At 62.0% G+C, this 19937-nt stretch carries 14 protein-coding genes; 7 read left to right on the forward strand and 7 right to left on the reverse strand.

The genetic code is table 11. From position 1 onward, the window contains the following. The first annotated feature begins 46 nt into the window (after positions 1-46). The 4 genes from der (at position 47) to AACG97_RS04835 (ending at position 5119) form a co-directional block, all read left to right on the forward strand. Entirely contained in the window at positions 47-1510 is a 1464-nt protein-coding gene (der, locus tag AACG97_RS04820; protein WP_009682028.1) for a ribosome biogenesis GTPase Der, read from the forward strand. A 295-nt stretch (positions 1511-1805) separates the two neighbouring features. Next, entirely contained in the window at positions 1806-2837 is a 1032-nt protein-coding gene (locus tag AACG97_RS04825; RefSeq protein ID WP_225786117.1) for an RHS repeat-associated core domain-containing protein, read from the forward strand. A 354-nt stretch (positions 2838-3191) separates the two neighbouring features. Then, the gene (locus AACG97_RS04830; RefSeq protein ID WP_115293413.1) at positions 3192-4340 is read left to right on the forward strand and encodes a pyridoxal phosphate-dependent aminotransferase; all 1149 of its coding nucleotides are present in this window, start codon (positions 3192-3194) and stop codon (positions 4338-4340) included. Then, positions 4328-5119, forward strand: a complete 792-nt coding sequence (locus AACG97_RS04835) for an amidohydrolase (RefSeq protein ID WP_009682026.1) — start codon at positions 4328-4330, stop codon at positions 5117-5119. Before AACG97_RS04830 ends, AACG97_RS04835 begins: the two co-directional genes overlap by 13 nt. Positions 5120-5547: 428 nt before the next feature. Here the strand turns inward: AACG97_RS04835 and AACG97_RS04840 are convergent, their stop codons facing one another. Both AACG97_RS04840 and AACG97_RS04845 read right to left on the reverse strand, forming a co-directional pair. Continuing rightward, positions 5548-8103: a PepSY domain-containing protein gene (locus AACG97_RS04840; protein ID WP_225786172.1), complete on the reverse strand. Its 2556-nt coding sequence runs from the start codon at positions 8101-8103 to the stop codon at positions 5548-5550. 149 nt (positions 8104-8252) lie between these two features. Beyond that, complete coding sequence (locus AACG97_RS04845) at positions 8253-10556, reverse strand: TonB-dependent receptor (RefSeq protein WP_197886452.1); 2304 nt, start codon at positions 10554-10556, stop codon at positions 8253-8255. A 220-nt stretch (positions 10557-10776) separates the two neighbouring features. Between AACG97_RS04845 and AACG97_RS04850 the strand changes: the two genes are divergently transcribed. Beyond that, on the forward strand, positions 10777-11457 hold the full coding sequence (locus AACG97_RS04850; RefSeq protein ID WP_029885073.1) for a Fe2+-dependent dioxygenase: 681 nt from the start codon (positions 10777-10779) through the stop codon (positions 11455-11457). 2 nt (positions 11458-11459) lie between these two features. Beyond that, positions 11460-12209, forward strand: coding sequence for a tetratricopeptide repeat protein (locus AACG97_RS04855; protein WP_029885072.1), 750 nt, complete (start codon positions 11460-11462; stop codon positions 12207-12209). A gap of 105 nt (positions 12210-12314) precedes the next feature. Here AACG97_RS04855 and AACG97_RS04860 read toward each other — a convergent pair whose 3' ends face one another. The 5 genes from AACG97_RS04860 to AACG97_RS04880 all read right to left on the reverse strand — a co-directional run bounded on the left by AACG97_RS04860 (position 12315) and on the right by AACG97_RS04880 (position 17429). Beyond that, entirely contained in the window at positions 12315-13478 is a 1164-nt protein-coding gene (locus tag AACG97_RS04860; RefSeq protein WP_029885071.1) for a type III PLP-dependent enzyme, read from the reverse strand. A 505-nt stretch (positions 13479-13983) separates the two neighbouring features. Then, a complete protein-coding gene (locus tag AACG97_RS04865; protein ID WP_054911402.1) occupies positions 13984-15141 on the reverse strand; it encodes an osmoprotectant ABC transporter ATP-binding protein OsmV in 1158 nt (385 codons plus the stop codon). Further along, complete coding sequence (locus tag AACG97_RS04870; protein WP_054890523.1) at positions 15138-15791, reverse strand: ABC transporter permease; 654 nt, start codon at positions 15789-15791, stop codon at positions 15138-15140. Before AACG97_RS04870 ends, AACG97_RS04865 begins: the two co-directional genes overlap by 4 nt. Continuing rightward, complete coding sequence (locus AACG97_RS04875; protein WP_029885068.1) at positions 15788-16702, reverse strand: glycine betaine ABC transporter substrate-binding protein; 915 nt, start codon at positions 16700-16702, stop codon at positions 15788-15790. The genes AACG97_RS04870 and AACG97_RS04875 overlap by 4 nt, the downstream gene beginning before the upstream one ends. Before the next feature lie 13 nt (positions 16703-16715). Then, the gene (locus tag AACG97_RS04880; protein WP_009685140.1) at positions 16716-17429 is read right to left on the reverse strand and encodes an ABC transporter permease; all 714 of its coding nucleotides are present in this window, start codon (positions 17427-17429) and stop codon (positions 16716-16718) included. 893 nt (positions 17430-18322) lie between these two features. Between AACG97_RS04880 and AACG97_RS04885 the strand changes: the two genes are divergently transcribed. Next, positions 18323-19906, forward strand: a complete 1584-nt coding sequence (locus AACG97_RS04885; RefSeq protein WP_003248481.1) for a peptide chain release factor 3 — start codon at positions 18323-18325, stop codon at positions 19904-19906. Positions 19907-19937 lie beyond the last annotated feature (31 nt).

Consider the following 19937-nt stretch of genomic DNA (forward strand, 5'->3'; position numbering starts at 1 on the left):
CTTGCAGCGGCCTTTGCATTTTCAAGAATTCGAGAGTGGAGAGCCGATGGTTCCCGTAATTGCCCTGGTGGGCCGCCCGAACGTCGGCAAATCCACCATGTTCAACCGCCTGACCAAGACCCGCGATGCCATCGTCGGTGACCTGTCGGGCCTGACCCGTGACCGCCAGTATGGTGATGCCAGCTGGCAGGGTCGTTCCTTCATCCTGATCGACACCGGCGGTATCACCGGTGACGAAGTGGGCATGGACGAGAAAATGGCCGAGCAGTCGCTCATGGCCATTGAAGAGGCCGACTACGTCCTGTTCCTGGTCGATGCCCGCGCCGGCATGACCGCCGCCGACCAGATGATTGCCGAGCACCTGCGCAAGCGCAACAAAGAGGCGATTCTGGTCGCCAACAAAATCGACAACATCGACGCCGACGTGGCTCGCGCCGAGTTCTCACCGCTGGGCATGGGCAACGCCATTCCGGTAGCCGGTTCCCAGGGCCGCGGTATCAACGCGCTGATGGAGGCCGTACTCGGCCACCTGCCGCGCGACCAGGTCGAGGAAGCCCTGGACGCCGATGTCGCCGAAGGCGAAGAGGCTGTGCGCATTCCGGGCCCGAGCGAAAAGGATGGCATCAAGATCGCCATCATCGGCCGCCCGAACGTCGGCAAGTCGACCCTGGTCAACCGCATGCTCGGTGAAGAGCGTGTGGTGGTGTACGACCAGCCGGGCACCACCCGCGACAGTATCTATATTCCGTTCGAGCGCGATGGCGAGAAGTACACGTTCATCGACACTGCCGGCGTGCGCAAGCGTGGCAAGATTCACGAGGAAGTCGAAAAGTTCTCGGTGGTGAAGACGCTGCAGGCGATCAAGGACGCCAACGTGGTGATCTTCGTCATGGACGCCCGCGAAGGTGTGGTCGACCACGACTTGAATCTGCTGGGCTTTGCCCTGGAAGCCGGGCGCGCGATCGTCATTGCCCTGAACAAGTGGGACGGCATGCAGCCGGGCGAGCGTGACTACGTCAAGACCGAGCTGGAGCGCCGGCTGTTCTTCGTCGACTTCGCCGACATCCACTTCATTTCCGCCTTGCATGGCACTGGCGTGGGCAACCTGTACAAGTCGGTGCAGGCTGCCTTCAAGTCGGCGGTCACCCGCTGGCCGACCAGCCGCCTGACGCAAATCCTCGAAGATGCGGTGAGCGAGCACCAGCCGCCGCTGGTCAACGGTCGTCGCATCAAGCTGCGCTATGCCCACCTCGGCGGGGCCAACCCGCCGCTGATCGTGATCCACGGCAACCAGACCGAGAAGATTCCGAAGTCGTACTCGCGCTACCTGGAAAACACCTACCGCCGTGTGCTGAAGCTGGTCGGCACGCCGATCCGCATCGAATACAAGGGCGGTGAGAACCCGTACGAGGGCAAGAAGAACACCCTCACAGACCGCCAGGTCAACAAGAAGCGCCGGCTGATGTCGCACCACAAGAAGGCCGAGAAGAAGCGCCGCGACAAGCGCTGAATGCGCGTCGACTGCTTCGCGGGCTTGCCCGCTCCCACAGGTACAGCGCTGGCTTCAAGGGTCGCTATCTGTGTGGAGCGGGTTCACCCGCGAAGAGGTCTTTTAATCCAAAGCCTCCCTTAGTGTTCAACCTGTTCCTGATGGCGCGATCCGCTACGCTACAGCACTACAGTTTTCTCACGGCCATAGCCAAGTGCTGTTACTCGCCCTGCCTGGTAAAAATGCCAGTTGTCGCTTGCTGTGAGACTTGAAAGACTCGTGCTCAATTGAGTCGTCTGTCGCTCAGGAGTCGAACGTGAAAATTCAGCGTGAGTCTATGAAGCTTTTCTACAAAGGCGGTTACATCCATACGAGCCTTTGCACTCAAGGCAGTCGCACTGTGTTTCGGGGCGCAGGGCAATTATTAGCCGAGCTGAGAGTAGGGCGTGTAAAATGCGTCGGCCTGTTGTCGGTTGATTATGCTGGCTCTGTCCTTGGCGTGGCACAGGAGCGTAAGCGGGAGCAGTATGCTTATACTACTTATGGCCATTGTTCATCTCTCCCTTCGGGGCACTCTTTGCTGGGGTTCAATGGTGAGCATCTTGATGATCTGTCCCAAGGCTATCTGCTGGGAAATGGCTACAGATTATACAAGACTATGAGATTCAATTCCCCAGACAGTTTTGCACCTTTCAGGGTGGTGAACGCATATGGTTATTGCAATGGAGATCCGATTAACTACACCGACTCAAGCGGTCACATGCGAAAAAATTGGTTCCAACGGTATGCCTCTTCAAACAGAACGCTGGGTGTGGTCCGTAAAGTGATAGCGAGTTTTGAAGCAGAGATTGATGCTAGCTACCACCCGATAATGGGGGATCCTAGAGAACTGAAAAGCACCTATCGTACTAAGTTACAGGACACCAAAAGAAAAGTCAGTTTAGAATTGTCATATATTGATGAGACTATAGGAAACCATTCCAGAGGTTTCGGGCGCGTGATAAAAAAACGGAATGAGCTCAGTCAGCATGCGAACGAGGTATATTCGAATTTCGATTCAAAAATGAAATCTAAATTTGAAGGTGCGCTGGAAAAGTATGAAGAATGGTCGAAAGTTGATGAGCAGCGTAAAATAATCACAGATCGTAATATATTATTAGAAAAACAGGCCGTTGCTCTAGAGGAGGAAAGTCAAAGCGCGCTTGACCAATTCCTTCGTGCCAACAATATCTGGCACAGATTACAATATTCCAACGAAATGTCTTATCTGCGGCGACAAGTTGTTGAATTTCGTAGTGGCATAACGCCCTTGTCAGAGTACCCACAGTACCCAAAGTACCCAAAGTAGAAGCTCTGCACTGCGGCCCGTGTAGCGCCTCAATTTGATCTGATGCTCTGCTCAGGTTGGTGCAATGAACCAATGAGCGGGCAATCAGACAGTTAAAATAGGCGAGCGCTGGTCAAGGCCGCGCTGAGGTTTTCTGGCTGGATATCAACAGCCGTGCCTGCCGCTTCATCGTGTCGCGGGGCGCTTTTAATGCCTTGCTGCTTGAAAGTATCGTTACGTGAGTCCAAGCCCGCGGCCCCGTCGCGCCTTTTGATCCAGCGCATCCCCTCATGGTTTCAACCTTTTTCCTGACCGCTCGATCCGCTATGCTCGGATTCCACCCCGTGCCGGATACACCCCAGGAAAGAGGGCTCCATGATCCGCAGCAAGCTGCCGAATGTCGGCACGACCATCTTCACCACCATGTCCCAGCTCGCCGTGCAAACTGGCGCGTTGAACCTGTCGCAGGGGTTTCCCGATTTCAATGGCCCACAGGCACTGCTCGATGCAGTAGGCCGGCATGTGGCCGCCGGGCATAACCAGTACTCGCCGATGACCGGCCTGCCGGCGCTGCGCCAGCAAGTGGCGGCCAAGGTGGAGCGCTTGTACGGGGCGAAGGTGGATGCCGACCAGGAAGTGACCATCACCCCCGGCGCTACCGAGGCGATCTTCTGCGCCATCCAGGCGGTGGTGCATGCCGGTGACGAGGTGATCGTCTTCGATCCGTGCTACGACAGCTACGAGCCTTCGGTGGAACTGGCCGGTGGCCGTTGCGTGCATGTGCAATTGAGCGATGGCGACTTCCGTATTGACTGGCAGAAGTTCAGCGATGCCCTGAGCCCGCGCACGCGCATGGTCATCCTTAATTCACCGCACAACCCCAGCGGCGCCCTGATCACCCGCGAGGACCTCGACCATCTGGCGCAGCTGATCGCCGACCGGGATATTTACCTGGTCAGCGACGAGGTCTACGAGCACCTGGTCTACGATGGGGTACGCCACGCCAGCGTGCTGGCCCATGCACAGCTGTACCCGCGCGCCTTCGTGGTCAGTTCGTTCGGCAAGACCTACCACGTCACCGGCTGGAAGACCGGTTACGTGATCGCCCCGCCGGCGCTGAGCGCCGAACTGCGAAAGGTGCACCAGTACGTCAACTTTTGCGGCGTCACCCCGCTGCAGTGCGCGTTGGCCGACTTCATGGCCGAGCACCCGGAGCACATCGATGAGTTACCGGCCTTTTACCAGGCTAAGCGCGACCTGTTCTGCGGCTTGCTGGAGGGTTCGCGATTGCGCTTTACCCGCACGGCGGGCACTTATTTCCAGCTGGTGGACTATTCGCACATACGCCCGGACCTGAATGATGTCGACATGGCGCTGTGGCTGACCCGTGAGCACGGCGTAGCGACCATTCCGGTTTCGGTGTTCTACCAGCAACCCATCCCCGAGCAACGCCTTGTGCGCCTGTGCTTTGCCAAACGAGAGGAGACGCTGCGCCAGGCAGCGGAAAAACTATGCGCGATCTGAGCACATTGCCGAACCTGAAAATCGCCCTGGTGCAGACTACCCTTGCCTGGCATGACCGCGAGGCCAATTACGCGCACTTCGAGGTACTGCTTGAGCAGGCCGGTGAAGTGGACCTGGTGATCCTGCCAGAGATGTTCACCACGGGGTTTTCCATGCAATCGGAAAGCCTGTGCGAGCCTGAGAATGGCCCCACCTACAAATGGCTCAAGGCGCAGGCGAAAAAACACAACGCGGTGATTACCGGAAGCGTGATCGTGCAGGCGGCCGATGGCAGCCACCGCAACCGGCTGCTGTGGGCGCGCCCGGATGGCGAGATTCTGCACTACGACAAGCGCCATCTGTTCCGCATGGCGGGCGAGCACAAGCATTACACCCCGGGCGAGCGCCAGGTGCAGTTCGAGCTCAAGGGCTGGCGGATTCGCCCGCTGATCTGCTACGACCTGCGCTTCCCGGTATGGAGCCGCGACGCCCAGGACACCGACCTGCTGCTGTACACCGCCAACTGGCCGGCCGCTCGCCGCCAGCACTGGAACCGCCTGTTGCCGGCGCGGGGCATCGAGAACCTGTGCTACGTGGCGGCGGTGAACCGGGTGGGTACGGACGGCAAGGGCTTTGCCTATTCCGGTGACAGCCAGGTGCTGGACTTCCAGGGTGAGAGCCTGCTGAGTGCCGGCGAGGCGGACGGGGTGTTTACCGTGGTGCTGAGTGCGGCGGAACTGGCGGCGTACCGCACCAAGTTCCCAGCCAACCTGGATGCCGATACCTTCGAGCTGCATTGATTGCAAGACCGGCCCTATCGCCGGCGAGCCAGCTCCCACCTGTGGGAGATTCTATGGTTCCTGGCAAGGGTAGCCGGAGCATCTTCAGCGCCTGTGAGATCGAGCGCCGCCCGCGCGGCGCAATCGCGAGCTGCGCTCGCTCCTACGTTTGTTTCGGGCCAGTAACCCCTGTGCCAGATGCGCGCGGACGCCTTGTTAGTACGACGCGATTTTGAGGCATGCGCCAAGGCGTTCGCGCGCAAATCCCCCAGGAATAATTGGCCCGAAACAAACGTAGGAGCGAGCGCAGCTCGCGATGCGCCGCGCGGGCGGCGCTCGCTCCAACAGGCGCTGCATACCTTGTGGCAAACACCTGTCAGCCCTGATGCGATCCCCGTGGGAGCTGGCTTGCCAGCGATAGGGCCCGTGCCGGCTACATCAAAGGCTGATCAGTACACATCCCGCCGATACCGCCCATCCTCGATCAGCTGCTGCACAGCGGCCTCCCCAAGAATGCCATTGAGCGCGGCATCCACCCCCGCAGCCATGCCTTGCAGGCTGCCGCAGACATACACACACGCACCCTCTGCCAGCCAACGCTTGAACGCCTCGGCCTGCTGCAGCAACACATCCTGCACATACACCTTTTCGGCTTGATCGCGAGAGAACGCCAGGTCCAGCCGTGCCAGGTCGCCGTTGGCCAGCCAGCCTTGCAGCTCTTCACCACACAACAGGTCATGGGTGCGGTTACGCTCACCGAACAGCAGCCAGTTGCGCTGCTCCCCCGCATTCACCCGCGCCCGTATCAGGCTGCGCAGGCCGGCCAAGCCAGTGCCGTTGCCGATCAGGATCATGGGTGCGGCGTGGCCCGGCAGGTGGAAGCTGCTGTTGCGGCGCAGGCGCAGGCTCAGCGTGCCATTGAGCGGCAGGTATTCGGTCAACCAGCCGGAACCCAGGCCCAGCTGCCCATCGGCGTGGCGCTCCTGGCGTACGATCAACTCGAGCACGCCATCGCTGGCAATCGAGGCGATGGAGTATTCACGGCTGCCAATCGGCACCAGGGCATCGACCAGCGCCTGCGGCTGCAGGCCGATCAGGTGATCACGGCGCGTGGGCAACTGGCGACCGGCCAGCGCCTGGGCCAGGGTTTCACTCAGGCCATTGACCTGCACCGCTGTGGTTGCATCGACCGCCATGCCCTTGAGGAACGCGGCGACCCGCGGTGGACCATTGAGTGGCAGCACTTCCACCAGGTCGCCAGCCTCCCAACTGACCGGGGTTTGCGGTTGCAAGCCGAGCAGGTAGACCGGCCGGCCCTGGCTGCCGGGGTTGAGCAGCTTGCGCTGCGTCAGTGTCCAGTTGGCGAAACTTGGCGGTTGCCAGGCGGCCACCGGCTGGGCCCCGGTCAGCTGCGCCAGCGCTTGCTGCCACTGCTGCAGGGCAGCCTGGTCGGCATTGTCCACTTCCACCGGGCTGAACGCGCTGTTGGCCCCGCGCTCGGCGAGCCACGCTTGCAGGCGGCGGGCGAAACCGCAGAAGTGCGGGTACTGGCGATCGCCAAGGGCGAGCAGGGCGTAGCTGAGGTTGTTCAGCGCCCAGGGCTGCCCGAGCACTTTGCGCTCGAAGGCGCGCGCGCTGTCGGGGGCTTCACCGTCGCCGAAGGTGCTGACCACAAACAGTGCGCGGCGGGCCTGGCACAAGTCTTCCTCACCCAGTTCGGCCAGGGCGCGGACCTGCACCGGCAGGCCGGCTGCCTGCAACTGGCCGGCGCTCTGCCAGGCCAGTTGCTCGGCCAGGCCGCTCTGGCTGGCGAAACCGATCAGCCAGCTGTCGCCGTTGCCACTGTTGGCGGCAACGCTGCCGCGAGCGGCGCGCACCTGGCGCTTCTTGCGGCGGCGGTCGAGGTACAGCAGCCAGCCGGTGACGAAGAACAGCGGCATGGTCAGGCTGGCGATGGTGACGATGATGCGGCCCGGCAGGCCAAAGTATTCACCCACATGCAGGGCGTAGACGCTTTGCAGCAGTTGGGCCTTGAAGGATTTGTCGGTATAGCGCTCCTGGCGCCTGACCTGGCCGGTGGCCGGGTCCAGCACCAGGGTGTTGAAGGCCCGTGGGTGGTCGGCGCTGTCCAGCAAGTAGAACAGGTTGGCCGGCTGACCGCCTGCCGCTGGCAGGCGCAGGTTGTACGCCGCAAGGCCGGGCCCGGCAGCCTGTTTGAGGCTGGCCCAGATGGCATCGTAGTCGACCACCCGTGGCGGCGCATTGGGGTCGACCTTTTGCGGCCCGTGGCGGCCGCGGCCCTCACCGCGTTTGTGCTGCTGGGCAGCGGCCGGGGCGTCGGCCAGCAGCCTGTTCAGGCCTTCGCGGTACCACTCGTAGGACCAGAACAGCCCGGTCAGGGCAAACAGCAGGTAGAACAGCAGGCACCAGGTGCCGGCCACGGCGTGCAGGTCCCAGTTGAAGGCGCGGCCCTTCTTGGCCCAGTCCAAGGTCAGCCATGTGCGCCAGTTCAGCGCCTTGCGCGGCCAGCGCAGGTACAGGCCGGACAGGCAGAAAAACACCAGCAGCAGGGTGCAAGCGCCCGTGATCTGCCGGCCGGTATCACCCATCGCCAGGAAGCGGTGCAGCGTGAGCATGAGGTTGAAGAAGCCCTGCCCGGCCACTTCGCCCTTGAGCTCGCCGGTGTACGGGTCGGCGTAGCGCAGCAGGCCACGGCGTTCGCCCGGTGCGGGCATGAAGAAGATACGCGCGGCATTGCCTTCGCGCACATCCACCCACAGCATCGATACCTTCTCGTGTTGCTGGTCTTCGACCCGTTGCACCAGCTCGGCTGGCGGCAGTACGCCTTCGGCGCGCACCTCGACCTTCAGCACGTCGGCATTGAAGGCGCGCAGCAGTTCTTCCTGGAACGAGTACAGCGCTCCGGTAATGCCCATCAAGGCCAGCACCAGGCCAGCGGTGATGCCAAAGAACCAGTGCAATTGGAACAGCGTCTTCTTCACCACATCATCACCTTGTGTTTCTGCCGCATGCTGCGCGGCGTGCATTATGCCTTGATACGCAAAAGCCCCGCTCACGGAGATGAACGGGGCCGGGGTGGGTGGTTTTTAGCGTGTTGCGTTTTACCAGCGCCGCCCGGTCAACCCAACCCCTGTCAGAAGTGCACGCTGGTGGTCAGCAATGCCGTGCGCCCAGCCGCCTGGTTGGCGAAGTGGGTGGAGAAGGTCTTGTCGTAGTAAACCTCGTTGGTCAGGTTCTGCACGTTCAATTGCAGGTCGATGTTCTTGGTCAGCTTGTAGGCAGCCATGGCGTCGTAGCGTACGTAGCTGTCGACCATGGTGGTGTTGGCTACGCTGCCGTACACGTCATCCACGTAGAACGCACCGCCGCCCACGGTCAGCTTTGGTGTAATCGCGTAGGTGGTCCACACGCTGGCGCTGTTGTTCGGGGTGTTCGGCAACTGGTTGCCGTCGTTGGCCTTGCCCAGCGGGCCGCCGTCGATCTGGCGGGCCTGCATGTAGGTGTAGCCAGCGAACACTTGCCATTTTGCGGTGATCTTGCCGCTGGCCGACAGTTCGATACCCTGCACGCGGGTTTCGCCGACGTTCTCGTAGCTTGTGGTATCGACCTGAACGCGCGCGTTTTCCTTCTCGGTGCGGAACAGCGCGGCGGTCAGCGACAGGCGCTGGTCGAGCAGGTCCCACTTGGTGCCGATTTCGTAGTTGGTGGTTTCTTCCGGCTCCATGTCGCTGCTCAACAGGTTGCCGGCACGGTCGGTGGTGTTGCCCAGTGGGTTGGCCTCCATGCCTTCGCCCAGCATTGCCCCCGGTGGGGTAGCAGAGGTGGCGTAGGACACGTAGACGCTGCCGTTGTCGGCCGGTTTCCATACCAGGCCCAGCTGGCCGGTGACGAACTCGCTGGTATCCTTGCCTTTGGCGGCTACGCCCTTGGCATTGACCACGGTGGCGCCAGCAGCGTCATAGGTGCGGTACTGGGTATCGAAGTGGTCGTAACGCAGGCCCATGTTCACCAGCCATGCAGGCGACAACTCAAGGGTGTTGAATACATACAGGGCGCGGGTGTCGCTCTTGGTGTCGGTGCCGGCGTAGTTGCGGGCGATGCTGCCGTTCCACGGGTCATCCGGGTTCGGGTTGCTCAGCGAGGTGCAGTTGTAGCCGCTGTTGGCGCCGATCAGGCCGGGGTTGCACACGGATGCGTTCAGCCCGGTGTTGGTGTTGACGGTGTAGCTGGAGCGGTCGCTTTCTTCGCGGCTCAGCTCGATGCCGGTGGAGAAGCTGTTCTTCATGCCGCCCAGGTAGAACTCGCCAAACAGGTCGGTCTGGTTGGTGGTGGTGGCGGTGTTGCCAACGCGGGTGTTGGCCCGGCGCCAGACGCTGCCGTTGTTGACGTTGCCCTTGCTGTCGTCCGGTTGGGTGAGGATGTAGTCCTGCATGCTGTTGCCGTGGCGCAGGGTGTTCTTCACGGTCAGCGCGTCGGTCAGGTCGTGTTCGATGGCGAAGGTGGCGATATCCACCCGGCTCTTGCGGAAGTCGCGACCGCTCAGGCCATAGAAGTTGTCGCTGTCGCCGCCATCATCCGGCTTGCTCGGGTGGGCCGAAGTACGGGCGGCGCTGCCAGCCAACGGGATGCTGTACGGGATGCCCGAATCCGGCAGGTCGTCGCTTTCCAGGTGGTAGTAGTCGAGGTTGACGCGGGTCGGCGTGCCCAGGCCGAAGGCCAGCGACGGGGCGATGCCCCAGCGGTCGTAGTTCACCTTGTCGCGGCCGGCAACGTTGCTTTCATGGGTCATCAGGTTCAGGCGGCCGGCCACGGTATCGCTGAATTGGTAGTTACCGTCGAAGGTATAGCGTTGGGTCTGGTCGCTGCCCCAGGTCCAGGCACCGTCCAGCGAGTTGCCCAGGTGCGCGCGCTTGCTCACCAGGTTGATGGTACCGCCCGCTGCCCCGCGGCCACCTACGGCGGAGTTCGGGCCCTTGGCCACTTCAACCGACTCGATGGCGAAGATTTCGCGGGTTTGTGCGCCAGTGTCGCGCACGCCGTCCAGGTAGGTGTCGCCCTGGGCGTCGAAACCGCGAATGAACGGGCGGTCGCCTTGCGGGTTGCCACCTTCGCCGGCGCCGAAGGTAATGCCTGGCACGGTGCGCAGCGCGTCTTGCAGGGTCAGGGCGTTGGTATCCTTGATCACCTGTTGCGGGATCACCGTGACCGAGCGCGGGGTGTCCACCAACGGTGCAGTGTACTTCTGCGAAGCAGCGCGCTCGGTTTTGTAGTCGCTGCTGGCCTGCTCAGCCTTGCCGTTCACGCTGGTGGCATCCAGGGTGATGGCACTGCTGGCAGCCGGGTCGGCGGCGTAGGCCGACGATGCGCCAAGCGCGATGCCTATGGCGCTAACGATCAGACGCGGTGAGCTTACTGCAGATGGTACGGACTGGCGCATTGCTGGAAACCTTCCCCAAGGTGGTGAGGCGGCGGATACTAATGTAAGCGATTGTGACTAACAATTGAGATTCGTTACCATTCGTGAAGAATTTACAATCTTTACAATTTGCCCTTAAGTTTCCAATCGGCTGAAACGTCGTAAGCGGCGAAAAGGCTTGTGTAGCGCAAAAGGGAATCAATATCATTGGGCCTTTACAGTTCCCGACGGTAACCTTGCCATGCTGCTGCACATCCCAGGCCTGTTCGCCGCTGACGAACTGGCCCGTATTCGCGAGGCCCTGGAGCAGGCTGACTGGGCCGATGGCAAGGTGACTGCCGGCTACCAGTCGGCCAAGGCCAAGCACAACCTGCAACTGCCAGAAGGGCACCCGCTGGCCAAGGAAATCGGCACCGCGCTGATCGACCGCCTGTGGAAGACCCCGCGCTTCCTGTCGGCGGCGTTGCCGCACAAGGTGTTCCCGCCACTGATCAATTGCTACCGCGAGGGCGGCAATTTCGGCTTTCACATCGACAATGCCCTGCGCCAGCCCAAGGGCAGCCCGGAGCGCGTGCGTACCGACCTGTCGTCCACGCTGTTTCTCAGCGACCCGGGCAGCTACGACGGGGGGGAACTGGTCATTCAGGACACCTATGGTGAGCAGCAGGTCAAGCTGGCGGCCGGAGACCTGGTGCTGTACCCCGGCACCAGCCTGCACAAGGTCAACCCGGTCACCCGCGGGCAGCGCTATGCCGCCTTCTTCTGGACCCAGAGCCTGGTGCGTGAGGACAGCCAGCGCGCGCTGCTGTTCGAAATGGACAATGCCATCCAGCAACTGACGGCCGATGTGCCAGAACACCCTGCGTTGCTGCAATTGACGGGCACCTACCACAACCTGCTGCGCCGCTGGGCCGAGGTCTGACCGTGGGCTATCAGTTGCGGCGTGAGGAAGTGCTGGACGTGGCCGGGTTGCGGGCCATGCTTGAGCAAAGCCCGGGCAAGGCGGCGCAGGCCATCCTGGCAGCGGCGGGGCAGGGCGTTGTCGAAGCGCAGTTGCTGCTCGGGCAGATCCTGCTCGATGGGCGCGGGATAGAAGCCGACGCCGAGGTTGCCCGGCGCTGGTTTGCCATTGCCGCGCAAGGTGGCAACGCCATGGCGCATAACATGCTCGGGCGTTGCCTGGAGCATGGCTGGGGCGGTGCGGTAAACCTGGCTCAAGCCGCCGTGCACTATGCCCGCGCCGCCGATGCCGGGCTTGCCTGGGGGCTGTACAACCTGGGTAACCTGCTGGCGACCGGGCGTGGTGTGCCGGCCAACCAGGCGCAGGCGCTGATGTGCTACGAGAAGGCCGCACAGCAGGGGCATGCCAAGTCGATGAACCTGTACGGGCGCTATCTGGAGCAGGGCATTGCCACCGCGCCCAGCCCCGCGCGTGCGGTGCGCTGGTATCGCCGGTCGGCCGAGGCAGGGGATTTTCGCGGCATGTTCAGCCTGGGGCTGGTGCTGGTCGAGCGTGGCCAGGTAGCCGAGGCTGCGCCTTGGCTGGAGCGTGCGCGGGTCGAGGGTAACCTGAATTTCCTGCGTGCAGCGCTGGTGACCCTGCAGGGCGCGGGGCCGGTGCTCATGGCGTTTGCCGCGCGCTATGCCGAGGAAATCGAACGGCGCGAAGCTTGAAGTTGCCTGTGCTGGCCCAATCGCCGGCAAGCCGGCTCCCACCTCGACAGCGCTGATCTCGGCATCTGCACACATGAAAACGGGGCCTCGCGGCCCCGTTGTGCATTACAGGTAGTAGGCCTTCAGCGGCGGGAAGCCGTTGAATTCCACTGCGCTGTAGCTGGTGGTGTAGGCACCGGTCGACAGCCAGTACAGGCGGTCACCAATGGCCAGGTTCAGCGGCAGGCCGTACTTGTAGTTCTCGTACATGATGTCGGCGCTGTCGCAGGTAGGGCCGGCGATGACCACTTCTTCGGTTTCGCCTTTCTTCTCGGTCCAGATCGGGAACTTGATGGCTTCGTCCATGGTTTCGATCAGGCCGGAGAACTTGCCCACGTCGGTGTAGATCCAGCGCTCGACGGCGGTACGCGACTTGCGTGCAACCAGCACCACTTCGCTGACCAGGATGCCGGCGTTGGCGATCAGCGAACGGCCAGGCTCGAGGATGATTTCCGGCAGCTCGTCACCGAAGTCTTCCTTGAGGAAGCGAATGATTTCTTCGGCGTAGGTTTCCAGGCTGTTAGTACGGGTGATGTAGTTGGCCGGGAAGCCACCGCCCATGTTGATCAGCTTCAGTTCGATGCCGTCTTCTTCCTTCAGGCGCTCGAAGATCACCTTGACCTTGGCGATGGCAGCGTCCCACACGCTGATGTCGCGCTGTTGCGAACCGACGTGGAAGGAGATGCCGTAGGGCACCAGGCCCAGGTCGCGGGCCAGGATCAGCAGGTCCATGGCCATGTCGGTCTGGCAGCCGAATTTGCGCGACAGCGGCCAGTCGGCAGTGGTCGAGCCTTCGGTGAGGATACGTACGTACACTTTCGAGCCCGGGGCGGCCTTGGCGATGTTGCGCAGGTCGGCTTCGGAGTCGGTGGCATACAGGCGCACGCCCTTCTCGTAGAAGTAGCGGATGTCCTTGGACTTCTTGATGGTGTTGCCATAGCTGATGCGGTCAGCGCTGACGCCGCGGCCCAACACCTTGTCCAGCTCGTAGATCGAGGCGATGTCGAAGCTCGAACCTTTCTCCTTGAGCAGGTCGATGATCTCGACAGCCGGGTTGGCCTTCACCGCATAGTAGACCTTGGCGAATTCGAAACCCGCGCGCAGGTCGTCGTAAGCCTGGCTGATCATCTGGGTATCGATGAGTACGAACGGGGTTTCCTGCTTGTCGGCGAACGCCTTCATTTTCTGGAAGGTATCACGCGCGAAATAGTCTTCGACCTGGATCGACATGCTCAGGGACTCCATGGGCAAACTGAAAGATTAAGTGGCTGCAAACTGAACGTCCTCCGTATCCCCACTTTGGTTCGCCTACTCAGTACTTGAGCCGGATGGATCGTTTCCAGCATGGACGTTCGGCGCGCACTTTAGGGCGTGAAGAATGCAGAATCAACAGGCAATCCTGGCGTGATCGGCGTTGATCGGCCACCTGTCGTTTGAATAAACGACTCATATGACCGGCTGATGTTCCCGGTGGTGTTTCAAGCGTAAAAAATTGTGGAATGGACCACGCCGGCCCATGTGCGGGTGAGGCCGCTGCTACAGGGTTTTGACCTACCCTGTGGCAGCAGCTTGATGCCCGATGGCACTGGAGGTGTTCATATTTATGGCCACGCTTTTCTGGTACCCACGTACCGAAAATCGCGCATAAATTTTTTGTTACCGACCAACGGATGCGACGTTTCAGGTGCGGGAAACCCGTATCCGCACCTTGCTGCGCATCACTGGGCAGCGCTCCTCAGGATGCCACCGCCTCGGCCGGGGAGACGATGCTGGTCTTGGCGCCGCGCGAGCGGCCGGAACTCAGGTACGCCGCAATCGACTCCTGTGTCACCTCGCCGAGGAACACCTGCTCGGCATCCAGCACCGGCAGCCACGCCCGGTTGAACTCGTACATGCGCGACAGCAGGATGCGCAGGTGCTCGTCGTGCGAGGCGGTGGCGTTGAACGGGCGCAGGAAGTCACCACAGGTGCCCTGCTGGCGGTGCATGTCCCGCCGGCGTACATAGCCCAGGGCCTTATTCTGCGCGTCGGTGACCACCACGTAGCGGCGGTCGTGTTCGTCGAGCAGTTCCAGCGCATCGCTTACCGGCGTTTCCGGGCTGACCGCCGGGGCGTTGTCTGCCGCATCTTCGGCGCGCACCAGCAGCAGGCGCTTGAGGGTGCTGTCCTGGCCTACGAAGTTACTCACGAACTCGTCTGCCGGGTGCGCCAGCAGGGTGTCCGGGTGGTCCAGCTGCAGCAACTTGCCGGCCCGGAAGATGGCAATCTTGTCGCCAAGCTTGATCGCTTCGTCGATGTCGTGGCTGACCATGATCACGGTCTTGTTCAGCGCCCGTTGCATTTCGAAGAATTCGTTCTGGATCATTTCACGGTTGATCGGGTCGACCGCGCCGAACGGTTCGTCCATCAACAGCACCGGCGCATCGGCCGCCAGCGCGCGGATCACGCCGATACGCTGCTGCTGGCCACCGGAAAGCTCGCGCGGGTAGCGTTGCAGGTACTGTTTGGGCTCGAGCTTGATCATGTGCATCAGTTCGCGGGCACGCTCGTGGCATTTCTGCTTGTCCCAGCCGAGCAGGCGCGGCACCACGGTGATGTTCTCTTCGATGGTCATGTTGGGGAACAGGCCGATCTGCTGGATCACGTAACCGATGTGGCGGCGCAGGGTCACTTCGTCCAGCCCGGTGGTGTCCTCGCCATTGATGAACACCTGGCCCGAGGTTGGCGTGATCAGACGGTTGATCATTTTCAGCGTGGTGCTTTTGCCGCAGCCCGATGGGCCGAGGAACACGCAGATTTCCCCTTCGTTGACGGTGAGGCTTACCGCGTCGACGGCTTTGACGTCCTTGCCGTTGACGTTGAAGGTTTTGCTGAGGTTCTTCAGTTCGATCATGAGCGCAGTCCTTCTGGAGTCAGGGCACGTTGCAGGGTTTGCAGCAGCAGGTCGGCGAGGATGGCCAGCAGGCTGACCAGTACCGCGCCGACCAGCAGCATCGACATGTCGCTGCGGCTGATGGAGGTCAGGATCAGCACGCCAAGGCCGCCGGCGCCGATGGTGGCGGCAATGGTCATGACGCCGATGTTCATCACTACGGCGGTACGCACGCCGGCGAGGATCACCGGCACGGCGATGGGCAGCTCGACCATGCGCAGGCGCTGGCCGAAGGTCATGCCGATGCCGCGCGCGGCTTCGCGGATGCCGGGTTCGACATTGGTCAGGGCCAGGTAGGTGTTGCGCATGATCGGCAACAGCGAATACAGGAACACGGCGGTAATCGCCGGTAGCGGCCCGAGGCCTTGGCCGAATTTGGAGTAAAGCGGCAGCAACAGGCCGAACAGGGCGATCGACGGGATGGTCAGCAGTACCGTGGCGCTGGCCTGCAGCGGGCCGGCCAAGGCCGGGAAGCGGGTCATGAGGATGCCCAGCGGCACGCCCACCAGAATCGCCAGGCCCACGGCCACACCGACCAGCATGATGTGTTGGCCGGTCAGGTTCAGTACCTGGGTCCAGTCGAGGTGGTTGAAGGTATCGATCAGGTTCATGGCTGGCCCTCGCTGGTCAGTGGGTGATCGCGCAGGAAGGCGGCGGCCACGGCGGTCGGGTTCTGGTGCTCGACATCGACCTTGGCGTTGAGCTGGCGCATGGTTTCATCGTCCAGTTGCTCGGCCAGCGGTTTGAGCAGCCCCGCCAGCTGCGGGTTGGCGTCGAGCACGGCCTTGCGCACCACCGGCGCGGCCGTGTAGTCAGGGAAGTAGTGCTTGTCGTCTTCCAGCAGCTTCAGGTTGAAGGCGCTCAGGCGGCCATCGGTGGTGTACACCAGGCCGGCGAACACCTGGTTGTTGCGCATGGCGGTGTAGACCAGGCCCGCGTCCATCTGGCGGATGTTGGCGCGGCCCAGTTGCAGGTCGTACATCGCTTTCAGGCCGACCAGGCCATCGGGGCGGTTGGCGAACTCGGTGTCCAGCGCCACCAGGTGCTTGCGCTCGCTTTCGTCACGCAGTACCTGGTTGAGGTCGCTGATGCTGTTGACCTGCGGATAGGCCTCGGCCACTTGCTTGGGCAGGCCCAAGGCGTAGGTGTTGCTGAACTTCGACGGGGTCAGCCAGACCAGGCCCTTTTTCGCGTCCAGCGCCTTGACCTTGGCGTAGGTGGCTTCGGCGCTGGGCATGCGTTCTTCGATGTGGTTGTACGACACCAGCGATACGCCGGTGTATTCCCACATCAGGTCGAGCTGGCCGGTTTCCTGGGCCTGGCGCGCGATGTTGCTACCCAGGCCGGTGGTGACGCGCACGTCGAAACCATTGGCACGCAGGTACTGCGCGGTGATTTCGGCCAGTACGGTCTGTTCAGTGAACACCCGCGCGCCGATGCGGATCTGGGGCTTTTCCGCTGCCTGGGCAACTCCTGCGAACAGCAGGGCCGCGCCCAGCAGCAAGGCGATTGTTTTCTTCATGCGTTCCCTATCCTTAGTGGGCCAGGCCACGTTCCAGCCAGCGCTTGCTGGAGAAACTCACCGCCGCGTCCAGTAGCAGGGCCAGCAGTGCGGTACAGGCGGCCCCCAGCAGCAGCTGGGGCTGGTTGTTCAGGGCGATGCCGGGGAAGATCAGGCTGCCCAGGCTATTGGCGCCAATCAGGAATGCCAGCGGTGCGGTGCCCACGTTCAAGGCCAGGGCCACGCGAACACCGCCGACAATGATTGGCACGGCGTTGGGCAGCTCGACCTGCCACAGTTGCTGGCGTGGGGTCATGCCAATGCCCGTGGCGGCTTCCTTGAGCGAGGCGGGGACGTTTTTCAGGCCTTCGTAGGTGTTGCGCACGATGGGCAGGAGGGAGGCGAGGAACAGTGCGAAGATCGCCGGCCCGGCGCCGATGCCCAGGATACTCAGGGCGATGGCCAGAACGGCCAGCGGAGGAATGGTATTGCCAACGTTGAAGAACTGCATGAAGCGCTCGGCTTTGTCGACCCGGTGCGGCCGACTGAGCGCAATGCCGGCGGGGATGCCCACGGCCAGTGCCGCCGCCATCGAAGCCAGCACCAATACCAGGTGCGCTTGCAGGTAGAACCCAAGATCGTCGCGATACCGCGCGATCGTGTCGATGCCGATCCAGTGGACCAGCAGGGCCAGGATGACGAGCACGGCGGCCCATCCCAACAGCCCTTTACCGTAGCGTTTAGCCACAGGCGGACTCCTTGTGTTGTCGGCGAGCACACTTCTTGGTTGCCGGCCAGGGGTGGCGGCGGGTGGTGTGTTCGCGAGTAGCAGCCAGATGCAAACCGCAGGCTGCGATCTGGCCATGAGCCGAACCCCGTCGGGCCCGAAAATGCTGATGAAACCAGCCCTCAACCGAAGCGGGTTGCAGGGGAGTGGACGTCTCCAAGGCCCTAAAGGTTCCCATTTGAGGCGGCATTTGGCCAGCGTTAATCACTGGGGGAATGCAAATCTGGCGAGAGAAAACAGCGGCTTAGCGCGCTGCAGGCGTTGAAATAACCGCCCTGTGGCCATTTGCCGTGATAAAGCGATTGTGTGGTGAATCTGCTGTGGCAGTGCTGGCCCTATCGCTGGCAAGCCAGCTCCCACAGGGATCGCCTTAGGGCTGACAGGTGTTTGCCACAAGGTATGGCAGCGCCTGTTAGAGCGAGCGCCGCCCGCGCGGCGCAATCGCGAGCTGCGCTCGCTCCTACGTTTGTTTCGGGCCAATTATTCCTGTGGGATTCGCGCGCGAACGCCTTGGTGCATGCCTCAATATCGCGCCGTACAAACAAGGCGGCCGCGCGCGCCTGTCACAGGCGTTACTGGCCCGAAACAAACGTAGGAGCGAGCGCAGCTCGCGATTGCGCCGCGCGGGCGGCGCTCGATCTCATAGGCGCTGAAGATGCAGCGGCTACCCTTGCCAGGAACCATAGAATCTCCCACAGGTATTACACAGGGCTGGAGTACTGTGTAATACCTGTGGGAGCTGGCTTGCCAGCGATAGGGCCAGACCTGCAACCCCTGCATCAGCAGATTTTGGTCCCCGCCCAACTTCAGGTATGATATCGCCCCTTTCAAATCCCCCAGTCAGGCGATTTCCCATGACCAACCAGGCCGCCGAAGTCGCGAAGCGCCGCACTTTCGCAATCATTTCCCACCCCGACGCCGGTAAGACCACCATCACCGAAAAGCTCCTGCTGATGGGCAAGGCCATTGCCGTCGCCGGTACCGTGAAGTCGCGCAAGTCCGACCGCCATGCCACCTCCGACTGGATGGAAATGGAGAAGCAGCGCGGCATCTCCATCACCACCTCGGTGATGCAGTTCCCGTACCGCGAGCACATGATCAACCTGCTCGACACCCCCGGCCACGAAGACTTTTCCGAAGACACCTACCGCACCCTGACCGCAGTGGACTCGGCGCTGATGGTGCTGGACGGCGGTAAAGGTGTAGAGCCGCGGACCATCGCCCTGATGGACGTCTGCCGCCTGCGCGACACGCCCATCGTCAGCTTCATCAACAAACTCGACCGTGACATTCGCGACCCGATCGAACTGCTCGACGAGATCGAGGCGGTGCTGAAGATCAAGGCCGCGCCGATCACCTGGCCGATCGGTTGCTACCGTGACTTCAAGGGCGTGTACCACCTCACCGGTGACTACATCGTGGTGTACACCCCTGGCCACGGCCATGAGCGCACCGAGGCCAAGATCATCCAGAAGCTGGACTCCGACGAGGCCCGCGCCCACCTGGGTGACCAATACGATTCGTTCGTCGAGCAACTGGAGCTGGTGCAGGGTGCTTGCCACGAGTTCAATCAGGAAGAGTTCATCAATGGCCAGCTGACCCCGGTGTTCTTCGGTACGGCACTCGGTAACTTCGGTGTCGACCACGTGCTCGACGCGGTGGTCGACTGGGCGCCGCGGCCGCTGGGGCGTGTGGCCCACGAACGTACCGTAGAGCCGGTCGAAGAGAAGTTCACCGGTTTCGTGTTCAAGATCCAGGCGAACATGGACCCGAAACACCGCGACCGTATCGCGTTCATGCGCATCTGCTCGGGCAAGTACGAAAAGGGCATGAAGATGCGCCACGTGCGCCTGAACAAGGACCTGCGTATCGGCGATGCGCTGACCTTCTTCTCCTCCGAGCGTGAGCAACTGGAAGAGGCCTTTGCCGGCGACATCATCGGCCTGCACAACCACGGCACCATCCAGATCGGTGATACCTTCACCGAAGGCGAGGCCCTGGGCTTTACCGGTATCCCGCACTTCGCCCCGGAGCTGTTCCGCCGTGTGCGCCTGAAGGACCCGCTGAAGTCCAAGCAGCTGCGCCAGGGCTTGCAGCAGCTGGCGGAAGAGGGTGCCACGCAGGTGTTCTTCCCTGAGCGCAGCAACGACATCATCCTGGGTGCGGTCGGTGTGCTGCAGTTCGACGTGGTCGCCAGCCGCCTGAAGGAAGAGTACAAGGTCGAGTGCGCCTACGAGCCGATCACCGTGTGGTCGGCCCGCTGGATCAGCTGCGACGACAAGAAGAAGCTTGAGGAATTCCAGACCAAGGCCATGGAAAACCTGGCCATCGATGGTGGCGGCCACCTCACTTACCTGGCGCCGACCCGGGTCAACCTGGCGCTGATGGAAGAACGCTGGCCGGACATCAAGTTCCGCGCTACCCGCGAGCACCACTGACTATTGGATTTGGGGCTGCCTTGCAGCCCTT

It is taken from the genome of Pseudomonas sp. Nvir (assembly GCF_963778085.1).
Classification (GTDB): domain Bacteria; phylum Pseudomonadota; class Gammaproteobacteria; order Pseudomonadales; family Pseudomonadaceae; genus Aquipseudomonas; species Aquipseudomonas juntendi.

What these genes read in the sequence shown, in the direction of transcription:
- AACG97_RS04835 (WP_009682026.1), top strand. Translation starts at nt 4,328, where the DNA reads ATGCGCGATCTGAGCACATTGCCGAACCTGAAAATCGCCCTGGTGCAG.
- AACG97_RS04830 (WP_115293413.1), top strand. Translation starts at nt 3,192, where the DNA reads ATGATCCGCAGCAAGCTGCCGAATGTCGGCACGACCATCTTCACCACC.
- AACG97_RS04845 (WP_197886452.1), bottom strand. Translation starts at nt 10,556, where the DNA reads ATGCGCCAGTCCGTACCATCTGCAGTAAGCTCACCGCGTCTGATCGTT.
- AACG97_RS04875 (WP_029885068.1), bottom strand. Translation starts at nt 16,702, where the DNA reads ATGAAGAAAACAATCGCCTTGCTGCTGGGCGCGGCCCTGCTGTTCGCA.
- der (WP_009682028.1), top strand. Translation starts at nt 47, where the DNA reads ATGGTTCCCGTAATTGCCCTGGTGGGCCGCCCGAACGTCGGCAAATCC.
- AACG97_RS04850 (WP_029885073.1), top strand. Translation starts at nt 10,777, where the DNA reads ATGCTGCTGCACATCCCAGGCCTGTTCGCCGCTGACGAACTGGCCCGT.
- AACG97_RS04870 (WP_054890523.1), bottom strand. Translation starts at nt 15,791, where the DNA reads ATGAACCTGATCGATACCTTCAACCACCTCGACTGGACCCAGGTACTG.
- AACG97_RS04885 (WP_003248481.1), top strand. Translation starts at nt 18,323, where the DNA reads ATGACCAACCAGGCCGCCGAAGTCGCGAAGCGCCGCACTTTCGCAATC.
- AACG97_RS04860 (WP_029885071.1), bottom strand. Translation starts at nt 13,478, where the DNA reads ATGTCGATCCAGGTCGAAGACTATTTCGCGCGTGATACCTTCCAGAAA.
- AACG97_RS04865 (WP_054911402.1), bottom strand. Translation starts at nt 15,141, where the DNA reads ATGATCGAACTGAAGAACCTCAGCAAAACCTTCAACGTCAACGGCAAG.